This window comes from Flavobacterium sp. GNP008 (assembly GCF_056428965.1).
In genome coordinates this window covers 1-212 of sequence record NZ_JBWJVL010000089.1, presented here as the reverse complement: position 1 = coordinate 212, position 212 = coordinate 1, and the positions used below count along the sequence as shown (strand labels likewise).

The 212-nt window shown below is 67.0% G+C and carries 1 protein-coding gene; it reads right to left on the bottom strand.

The genetic code is table 11. From position 1 onward, the window contains the following. Positions 1-212, bottom strand: a 212-nt coding sequence (locus tag AC0608_RS14000) for a hypothetical protein (RefSeq protein WP_478289510.1), incomplete at both ends; no start/stop codon positions are given.

The window sequence follows — 212 nt, the reverse complement described above, 5'->3', positions numbered from 1 at the left end:
AGTCGATCTCATCTTCGGCGAGCGCCAGGCCCAGTTCGGTGTTGGCTTTCTCGAGGGCGGCGCGGCCACCGCCGAGCACGTCAATCGCGGTGAGCGGCTTGGGCTCGGCGTGGCTGAACAGGCCGGCGGCCTGTTCCAGCTGGCTGACGATGATCTGGGTCATGCGGTCGTGCAGGCTGCTGGCAATCAGCTCGGCTTCGGCGTCGCTGAAC